Source organism: Streptomyces sp. NPDC002870, assembly GCF_042888505.1.
In the GTDB taxonomy this organism is placed as follows: Bacteria; Actinomycetota; Actinomycetes; order Streptomycetales; family Streptomycetaceae; genus Streptomyces.
Map to the genome: position 1 here is coordinate 1 of NZ_JBIAPW010000072.1, position 9,603 is coordinate 9,603.

Here is a 9,603-nt window from a genome sequence, read left to right on the forward strand (position 1 = left end):
GCTTCCGCGGTCCCTGCGGCTTCCGTTCCTCGCGGATCTCGAAGTCCATCGCATCCCCTGAACTGGGGTGTTGCGACGACCACTAGAACCCAAGCACCAGGGTGCGGCCCTTCTGTCGTACTGCCGTGCTTACTTGCGGATCAGGTTCCGCAGCACGTACTGCATGATGCCGCCGTTGCGGTAGTAGTCCGCCTCACCCGGGGTGTCGATACGGACGACCGCGTCGAACTCCACCCCGGTGTCGGTCGTGACCCTGACCGTGCGCGGCGTGGTGCCGTTGTTCAGCTCGGTCACGCCGGTGAAGGAGAAGGCCTCCTCGCCGGTCAGGCCGAGGGACTCGGCGGACGCGCCCTCCGGGTACTGCAGCGGCAGGACGCCCATGCCGATGAGGTTCGAGCGGTGGATGCGCTCGTACGACTCGGCGATGACGGCCTTGACGCCCAGCAGCGCGGTGCCCTTGGCGGCCCAGTCGCGCGACGAGCCCGAGCCGTACTCCTTGCCCGCCAGGATGACCAGCGGGATGCCGGCGGCCTGGTAGTTCTGCGAGGCGTCGTAGATGAAGGCGACCGGGGCTCCGTCGACGGTGAAGTCGCGGGTGTAGCCGCCCTCCGTGCCCGGCGCGATCTGGTTGCGCAGACGGATGTTGGCGAAGGTGCCGCGGATCATCACCTCGTGGTTGCCACGACGCGAACCGTACGAGTTGAAGTCGCGACGCTCGACGCCGTGCTCCGTGAGGTACTGACCGGCCGGGGTGTCGGCCTTGATCGCACCGGCCGGGGAGATGTGGTCCGTGGTGACCGAGTCGCCCAGCTTGGCGAGCACCCGGGCGCCGGCGATGTCCGAGACCGGGGTGGTCTCCATCGTCATGCCCTCGAAGTACGGGGGCTTGCGCACGTAGGTGGACTGCGGGTCCCACTCGAAGGTGTTGCCGGTCGGGATCGGCAGCGCCTGCCACTGCGCGTCGCCCGCGAAGACGTCCTGGTAGGACTTGTTGAACATGTCCTCGCCGATGGCGTTGGCCACCACGTCGTTGACCTCGGCCTCGGTGGGCCAGATGTCCTGGAGGTGGACCGGGTTGCCGTCCTGGTCGATGCCCAGCGCGTCCTTGGTGATGTCCACCTTCATCGAACCGGCGATGGCGTACGCGACGACCAGCGGCGGGGACGCGAGGTAGTTCATCTTGACGTCGGGGTTGATCCGGCCCTCGAAGTTGCGGTTGCCCGAGAGCACCGAAGTCACGGCCAGGTCGTGGTCGTTGACCGCCTTGGAGACCTCCGCCGGCAGCGGGCCGGAGTTGCCGATGCAGGTGGTGCAGCCGTAGCCGACGAGGTTGAAGCCGAGCTTGTCGAGGTAGGGGGTGAGCCCCGCCTTGTCGAAGTAGTCGGTGACGACCTTGGATCCCGGGGCGAGCGTGGTCTTGACCCACGGCTTGCGGGTGAGGCCCTTCTCGACCGCCTTCTTGGCCACCAGCGCGGCGGCGACCATGACGTACGGGTTCGAGGTGTTGGTGCAGGAGGTGATCGCGGCGACGGTGACGGCGCCGTGGTCGATCTCGTACGTCGAACCGTCGGGGGCGGTGACCAGGGTCGGCCGGGTCGGCACACCGTTGGTGGCGGCCGGGGCGTCGGAGGCCGGGAAGGACTCCTTGCCCGCCTCGTCGTCGTCCTCGACGTAGTTCCGTACGTCCTGCGAGAACTGGTACGCGGCCTCGGCGAGCACGATGCGGTCCTGCGGACGCTTCGGGCCTGCGATCGACGGGACGACCGTCGACAGGTCGAGCTCGAGCTTCTCGGAGAAGTCGGGCTCGGCAGCCGGGTCGAGCCAGAGGCCCTGCTCCTTGGCGTACGCCTCGACCAGCGCGACCTGCTGCTCGCTGCGGCCGGTCAGCTTCAGGTACTTGAGGGTCTCGTCGTCGATCGGGAAGATCGCGGCGGTGGAGCCGAACTCCGGCGACATGTTGCCGATGGTGGCGCGGTTCGCGAGCGAGGTGGCGGCGACGCCCTCACCGTAGAACTCGACGAACTTGCCGACGACGCCGTGCTTGCGCAGCATCTCGGTGATGGTGAGGACGAGGTCCGTGGCGGTGGTGCCCGGCTTGAGCTCACCGGTCAGCTTGAAGCCGACGACGCGCGGGATGAGCATGGAGACCGGCTGGCCGAGCATCGCGGCCTCGGCCTCGATGCCGCCGACGCCCCAGCCGAGCACGCCGAGGCCGTTGACCATGGTGGTGTGCGAGTCGGTGCCGACGAGGGTGTCGGGGTACGCCTGGCCACCGCGGACCATGACGGTACGGGCCAGGTGCTCGATGTTGACCTGGTGGACGATGCCGGTGCCCGGGGGGACGACCTTGAACTCGTCGAATGCGGTCTGGCCCCAGCGGAGGAACTGGTAGCGCTCCTTGTTGCGGCCGTACTCCAGCTCGACGTTCTCCGCGAAGGCCTCGTTGGTGCCGAACTTGTCGGCGATGACGGAGTGGTCGATGACCAGCTCGGCCGGGGCGAGCGGGTTGATCTTCGCCGGGTCGCCGCCGAGCTCCTTGACAGCCTCACGCATGGTGGCGAGGTCCACGACGCAGGGCACACCGGTGAAGTCCTGCATGATCACGCGGGCGGGCGTGAACTGGATCTCCTGGCTGGGCTGTGCCTGGGAGTCCCAGCCGCCGATCGCCCTGATGTGGTCGGCGGTGATGTTCGCGCCGTCCTCCGTGCGGAGCAGGTTCTCCAGCAGCACCTTCAGGCTGTAAGGGAGGCGCGCGGAGCCCTCGACCTTGTCCAGCTTGAAGATCTCGTACGACTCGTCGCCCACGCGCAGCGTGCTGCGGGCGTCGAAGCTGTTCGCCGACACGACAGTCTCCTTCATCAATGTGCGCGTACTACCTCAATGCTGCCGCCACGGCTTCTCGCCGATCCGCTAAGGTAAGACTTAGTTAGGTAACCCTTACCGGATGACGGCTGCGGTACGCCTTCGGCAGATATCTCGATGTCGAGATAACTCTAGTACATGACCGCTGCCGGGTCATGCCCCGACCTCGACCGGTGCCGGGACGACGGCACCCGACCTGCCCGTTCGATTGCGCAAGGCTTGCCCGCTCCGCAGCACAGCCTGCCCGTTCGATGGCGCAAGGCTTGCCCGCTCCGCAGCACAGCCTGCCCGTTCGATGGCGCAAGGCTTGCCCGCACCCTGTGCCCGGCTCAGTATCGGAGCATGTTCAGCGGCGCGCACGTGATCCTCTACAGCCAGGACCCGGACGCCGACCGGGCCTTCGTCCGGGATGTGCTCGGCTTCGCACATGTCGACGCCGGGCACGGCTGGCTCATCTTCCAGCTGCCACCGGCGGAGGTCGCCGCGCATCCGACGGGCGATCGACCGAAGGCCGGGTTCTATCTGATGTGCGACGACCTCGAGCGGACACTCGCCACACTCACGGAGCGCGGCGTGGAAATCTCGCAGCAGCCGAGCGAACAGGGGTGGGGCGTGCTGGCTGCTGTGCGGATGCCGAGCGGGGCCGAACTACCGCTGTACGAGCCACGCCACCCGGTTGCCAACAGCCTGTCACTCTGATGGCCTACGCCAGCGCGATCACATCTCATATCTGAGATAGCCTGCCCCTATGGCAGACGACTACCTCGTACGCATCGGCAAGCTCATCCGTGACGCCCGTCAGCATCGGGGCTGGACACAGACGCAGCTTGCCGAGGCGCTCGGCACCAGTCAGAGCGCCGTGAATCGCATCGAGCGCGGCAACCAGAACATCAGCCTTGAGATGATCGCGCGCATCGGTGAGGCGCTCGAGAGTGAGATCGTTTCTCTCGGCTACGCCGGGCCCATGCACCTTCGGGTGGTCGGCGGCCGCCGGCTGTCCGGCGCCATCGACGTCAAGACCAGTAAGAACGCGTGCGTCGCGCTGCTCTGCGGCTCGCTGCTCAACAAGGGCCGTACGGTACTGCGCCGGGTGGCCCGTATCGAAGAGGTCTTCCGACTGCTGGAAGTGCTGAACTCCATCGGGGTGCGCACCCGCTGGATCAACGAGGGCGTGGACCTGGAGATCGTGCCGGCCGCGCACCTCGACATGGACGCCATCGACGCGGAGGCGGCGCGCCGGACCCGGTCGATCATCATGTTCCTCGGGCCGCTGCTGCACCGGCTGGACACCTTCCGGCTGCCGTACGCGGGCGGCTGCGACCTCGGCACGCGGACCATCGAGCCGCACATGATCGCGCTGCGCCGCTTCGGCCTCGACATCACAGCGACCGAGGGGCTGTACCACGCGAAGGTGGAGCGCACCACCGCGCCCGAACGCCCCATCGTGCTGACCGAGCGCGGGGACACGGTGACCGAGAACGCACTGCTGGCCGCCGCCCGGCACGACGGGGTGACCGTCATCCGTAACGCCTCGTCCAACTACATGGTCCAGGACCTGTGCTTCTTCCTGGAGGCGCTGGGCGTCAAGGTCGAGGGCGTCGGGACGACGACGCTGACCGTGCACGGTGTGCCGACCATCGACGTGGACGTCGACTACTCCCCTTCCGAGGACCCGGTCGAGGCGATGAGCCTGCTGGCCGCGGCGGTGGTCACCGAATCCGAACTCACCATCCGCCGGGTGCCGATCGAGTTCCTGGAGATCGAGCTCGCGGTGCTGGAGGAGATGGGCCTGGACCACGACCGTACGCCGGAGTACAACGCCGACAACGGACGTACCCGGCTGGTCGATCTGACCGTGCGCCCCTCCAAGCTGGAGGCGCCGATCGACAAGATCCACCCGATGCCGTTCCCCGGCCTGAACATCGACAACGTCCCGTTCTTCGCGGCCATCGCGGCGGTCGCCCAGGGCAAGACGCTCATCCACGACTGGGTCTACGACAACCGGGCGATCTATCTGACGGACCTCAACCGCCTGGGCGGCCGCCTCCAACTCCTCGACCCCCACCGGGTCCTGGTGGAGGGCCCGACCCGCTGGCGCGCGGCGGAGATGATGTGCCCGCCGGCGCTGCGGCCCGCGGTGGTGGTGCTGCTGGCGATGATGGCGGCGGAGGGCACGTCCGTGCTGCGCAATGTGTATGTCATCAACCGGGGTTACGAGGAGCTGGCTGAGCGGCTGAACTCGGTGGGCGCGCAGATCGAGATCTTCCGCGACATCTGAACAGCCGGTGCCGCCGCACCTCATCTGACCAGCAAAATTGCCTGCCCGGATCCGGGGCGCGCGGCGGCCACCACCGCCGAGCAGGCCACCAACAGCACACTCACGAAGGGGTGACGCACCCTGCGCCGGTGGCGAGGATCGGGCAGCGCGCGCAACCTCTCCACCAGATCGGCCATGCACCACTGCCGACGCGAGGGCGACTTGGCCAAGCAGACAATGGAAGACTGGCGGCACATCGAAGCTCCGGTTCTGCAGGGCGACTTGGAAGGTCACCTGCTCCAATCGGAGCTTCGCTGCGTACGAACCGGGTCGACCGCACATCGTCACACCGGCCGGCCGTCTGTACGGCCCGGCAGACCATGGCGGCGATCGAGTCCCGCTCCGACTCAAACCATGCGCTGGGGCCGGCCAGTACCGCGGGCCTGTATTCGGCGGGCAGCGCCACACCGGGGCTGGTCCGATGTGGGGGTAGCGCCCTCTTGCCGTAGAGCTGCCGATGGGCCGATTTGGCGATGGCAAGCATGGCGCCGGTGACCCGCGCGTGAACAGCCTCCCGGTCCGCCTCCGAGTCTTCGCACTGGGCGCGTTCCCAGGCGAACAGGCGCAGCAGGTCCTGGAACCGGAAGCAGGTGGGCGAACCCGCCCGGACCGGACACACCTCGAGCAGCTGGGCGTCCACGAGCAGCTCGATCAGGTCCTCCGCCTCCGGCACGTCCACCCCGAGCACGGCGGCACCGACCCACGCCGGGAAGTGCGGTGCGGTGAGCAGCCCGAGCCGCCGGAATAATCGGGCGGCGTTCGAGGACAGTTCCCGGTAGCTGAGCCGGAACCCCGCCCGGACGCCCCCGTCATCCGGGCTGAGTACGTCCAGGCGTCGGCGCCGGTCCTCAAGCCGTGACGTCAGCTGGCGCAGCGACCAGTGCGGCCTGGTGGCCGGCCGGGCAGCAGCGATACGCAGGGCCAGGGGCAGCCGGTCGCAGAGTTCCACCAGCCGTGCGGCTTCCTCCGGCTCAGCAGCGACTCGATCCGCGCCTATCGAGGCCGCGAGCATGTCCTGGGCCTCGGCCTGCGTCATGACCTTCAGGTCGATGCGTGCTGCCGCGTAGTCGCCTGTCAGTTCATCCAGCGCCGCCCTGCTCGTGATCACCACGCAGCACTCGCCGAGCCCCGGGAGCAACGGCTTGACCTGGGCCGGGGAACGGACGTTGTCAAGGACGATGAGGAGCCGCTTGCCGTCCAGAACGCTGCGGTGCAGCGCGGCCCGCTCCTCCAGCTCGGCCGGGATCCCGGTGCTGGAAACGCCGAGGGCCCGCAGGCTCTGGTAGAGCAGGGCCATGACCGAGGCGGGCTGGTCGTGTTCGTGATAGCCGCGAATGTCCATGAAGAGCTGACCGTCCGGGAACTGGTCGACGACTCGGTTCGCCCAGTGCACGGCAAGCGCGCTCTTCCCTACGCCACCTACGCCCGAGATGACCGCGATGGCGAGCGTCCCCTCTCTCCGACGGCCGGCCAGCAGTTGGTCCAGAGCCGCTATTTCCGCAGCACGTCCAGTGAACGAGGCTGGGGGCAACGGTAGCTGGGCAGGTACGACCGTCACCGCTTCCGGCCCGGGCGCCGCGGCAGCAGGGCGGCTTCCGAGCGTCTCCGGCTCGTCGGCATCCTTCAGGATCTGGCAGTGCAGCTGCTGCACGGGGGCGCTCGGCTCGACCCCCAGCTCTTCCACCAGGATCCTTCGCCCCTCGCGGTACACCTGCAGTGCTGCGGCTCGCCTGCCGGACAGGTGGTGGGCGCGCATCAGATGGGCTCTGGACTGTTCCCTGAGCGGGTGTTCCGCCACGAGCGCCGTGAGTCTGGCCACCACTGAACGGTGGCGCCCCAACCGCAGCTGCAACGCTGCGTACTCCTCGTTGATGTCGAGGGAGAACTCGGTCAGCCGGGCGACCTCGTCGTCGATGCCCCCGCCCACAAGACCGTCAAGGGCCCGGCCGCGCCACAGAGACAGCGCATGCTCGAAGTGCTCTGCGGCTTGGGCCAGTTGTCCGTCATCGGCTGCGGAACGGGCAGCGGCAACGGCTACGTCCAGTTCCCGAAGATCCGAGCGATGCCCTCTGGAGTTGAGCCGGTAGCCCGGGTGCACCGTGTCGATCAGGTCGTCGACGTCTGCGGAGTTCCGGAAGATCTTGCGCAGGACGCTGACGCAGATGGCTATCTGGTTGCGCGCCGTGGCTGGTGGAGCACCCTGCCAAACCGCTTCTGCCAGGGCGTCGACCGAGACGACACGGTCCGCGGAGAGCAGGAGCATCACAAGTACCCCGCGCTGACGTGCACTTCCAAGCCGTACAGGCTGCCCACCCGCGAGCACTTCCAGTGGTCCAAGCAGCCTGAAAGACAGCGAATGCACCAAAGACCCCCTCCCTGCTAGGCACAGGCCTCACAGATCAGGCGCCAGTATGCGAGTACGGCAAAGCTCCAGCAAAGCGAATCCGGCCAATGTGCGAGGAAATTAATCTTGGCGCAATCTCGGATTGGCGGATTCTGATCGGTCGCCCCCGGACGCCGTCCTCAACCCTTGCTCCCCTGCGGAAGCAGGAAGGCTCGCTGATCCCAGGCGCCAGAGGGCGACAGCGACCCTCCGTCTCAGCTGCCAGGCACGCCGACAACGACCACGCGCCGGAGGATGGCGAACAGTTCGGCGAGGGTGCCGGTCTCGGCCAGCGGCGGCAGACTCGTTGTCGCAGGCGAGCCGTCGGCGAGCGACAGGCAGGCGTGATGCCTGAGAGAAATGCGAGTGCCAGGCCTCGAACGTCGTGCGCCGGTGCGCATCATCGGGCCGGCGCCCTGCCCTGGTAGCGCCGTCGGCGATCATCCAGCGCCACCAGTCGCGAGCCACCGCCGCACAGCGGCTCACGCTCATCCGGGTTGCGGTGAGATCCTGGATACTGTCAGTTCTCTTTTTCCATAATTTCCTGGCGATTTTCGGCGGTGAAATCGATCTGAAAATCATCTGAAAAGCGCTGCATCTAGAGTACTGAGGCATGGGTTGCTCTACGGGGGGAGCACGGGATCGAGCAGGTTTCCAGAGCCTTGTCCTCTCCCCCTCGAGATAGGCCACAGGTCACAGCGCATGCGTGACCTCGAACGGACATAAGACGCATCCGCAGCCCCTCCGTGCAGCGAAATCGCTGCCTGGCCAGCAATACCTCGTGTCCATTCTTCTTGGACGGCAAAGGCGCCGATCCGCAAATTTGCGTAGGCAGTGACCACAGTTGGCGCTGTGTTCACCTACCCATTATCTGTCCCTGGGGGCCTTTGACAACCTGAGAATGCGATTCCTATTGTCTGGAAGCCAGATGGACCTGGTCCGGAGTCCGAGGGGGAGCCATGAATCTCGAACTGGCACAACAGTCAAACCATCACACGGCGGCGCCGCAGAGGAGGGACAACCGGCGCGAGACGATCGGAGCAGCTGTGGCGCAGAACATACCCAGCAGGGCCGCGGTCTGGCGGGTGCTGGTAGTGGAGAACAACGCAAGTGATGCCGAGGCGCTGGTGACGGGGCTGCAACGGCACGGCCACGACGTCAGGAGCGTCGCGACGGGCGACGCCGCGCTCGAGGCCTACAAGGACGTCGATCTGGTGCTGCTCGACCTCGAACTGCCGGACCTGGACGGCTTGGAGGTCTGCCGGGGCATCCGTGCAGCGTGCGACGTGCCGATGATCGCCGTCACGGCGAGGGGCAGCGAGGTGGACCGTGTGCTCGGCCTCCAGGCGGGTGCGGACGATTACCTGGTCAAGCCCTACGGGTTCCGTGAGTTGATGGCCCGTATGGACGCCGTCATGCGCCGGGCCGTGCCCGCGGCACCCGAGGTGCCCAAGGTCGTCTCACACGGGCGGCTATGGATCGACGCGTGCTCCCGCGAGGTCAGGGTGGACGGCCGACGCATCGTGGTGACCCGCAAGGAATTCGATCTGCTGTATCTCCTGGCCTCGCACCCGGACACCGTCCTACCGCGCAAGCGTCTGATGCAGGAGGTCTGGGGGGACTCATGGTCGCGCCGGACCGTCGACACCCATGTGAGCAGTCTGAGGGCCAAGCTCGGGGCGAGCGACTGGGTCATTACGGTGCGCGGAGTCGGCTTCCGGCTCGGACGTGCCTGAACTGCCCTGCCAGTAGCGGGAGTACGTGAGCAGCTCGGGTAGGACATGTCGCCGGGGCTGCCGGCAGCCCGCGTGTCTGAAGGGCGCCTGACATTCGCATGACTGTCCTCTCACACTGCCGCAGCGGGCCTGTGCATCCCGACCGAGTCCTGAAACCGACCCTCTTGATGGGGCGGTTGGTACCGACGAGGCTCAGATGCAACCGAGTCGGGAGGGAGCCATCGTGCGCAAGGTGCTCATCGCCAACCGTGGCGAAATCGCTGTCCGCGTTGCCCGTGCATGCCGGGACGCCGGGATCGCGAGCG

6 protein-coding genes are annotated in these 9,603 nt (G+C 67.2%); 4 read left to right on the forward strand and 2 right to left on the reverse strand.

The genetic code is table 11. From position 1 onward, the window contains the following. Positions 1-129: 129 nt before the first annotated feature. Entirely contained in the window at positions 130-2,859 is a 2,730-nt protein-coding gene (gene acnA, locus ACFYWY_RS37845) for an aconitate hydratase AcnA (protein ID WP_389195956.1), read from the reverse strand. 345 nt (positions 2,860-3,204) lie between these two features. Between acnA and ACFYWY_RS37850 the strand changes: the two genes are divergently transcribed. Further along, positions 3,205-3,561 carry a VOC family protein gene (locus tag ACFYWY_RS37850; protein WP_389195959.1) on the forward strand — a complete coding sequence of 119 codons (357 nt, stop codon included), beginning with the start codon at positions 3,205-3,207 and terminating at the stop codon, positions 3,559-3,561. A 49-nt stretch (positions 3,562-3,610) separates the two neighbouring features. Then, positions 3,611-5,140 (forward strand): helix-turn-helix domain-containing protein, encoded by a 1,530-nt coding sequence (locus tag ACFYWY_RS37855; protein WP_389195961.1) that lies wholly within the window; start codon positions 3,611-3,613, stop codon positions 5,138-5,140. A 100-nt stretch (positions 5,141-5,240) separates the two neighbouring features. Here the strand turns inward: ACFYWY_RS37855 and ACFYWY_RS37860 are convergent, their stop codons facing one another. Next, positions 5,241-7,541 (reverse strand): BTAD domain-containing putative transcriptional regulator, encoded by a 2,301-nt coding sequence (locus ACFYWY_RS37860; protein WP_389195964.1) that lies wholly within the window; start codon positions 7,539-7,541, stop codon positions 5,241-5,243. Between the two features lie 980 nt (positions 7,542-8,521). Here ACFYWY_RS37860 and ACFYWY_RS37865 point away from each other — a divergent pair. Continuing rightward, on the forward strand, positions 8,522-9,298 hold the full coding sequence (locus tag ACFYWY_RS37865) for a response regulator transcription factor (RefSeq protein WP_389195966.1): 777 nt from the start codon (positions 8,522-8,524) through the stop codon (positions 9,296-9,298). Between the two features lie 223 nt (positions 9,299-9,521). After that, positions 9,522-9,603, forward strand: an 82-nt coding sequence (locus ACFYWY_RS37870; protein WP_308434054.1) for a biotin carboxylase N-terminal domain-containing protein, incomplete at its 3' end; no start/stop codon positions are given.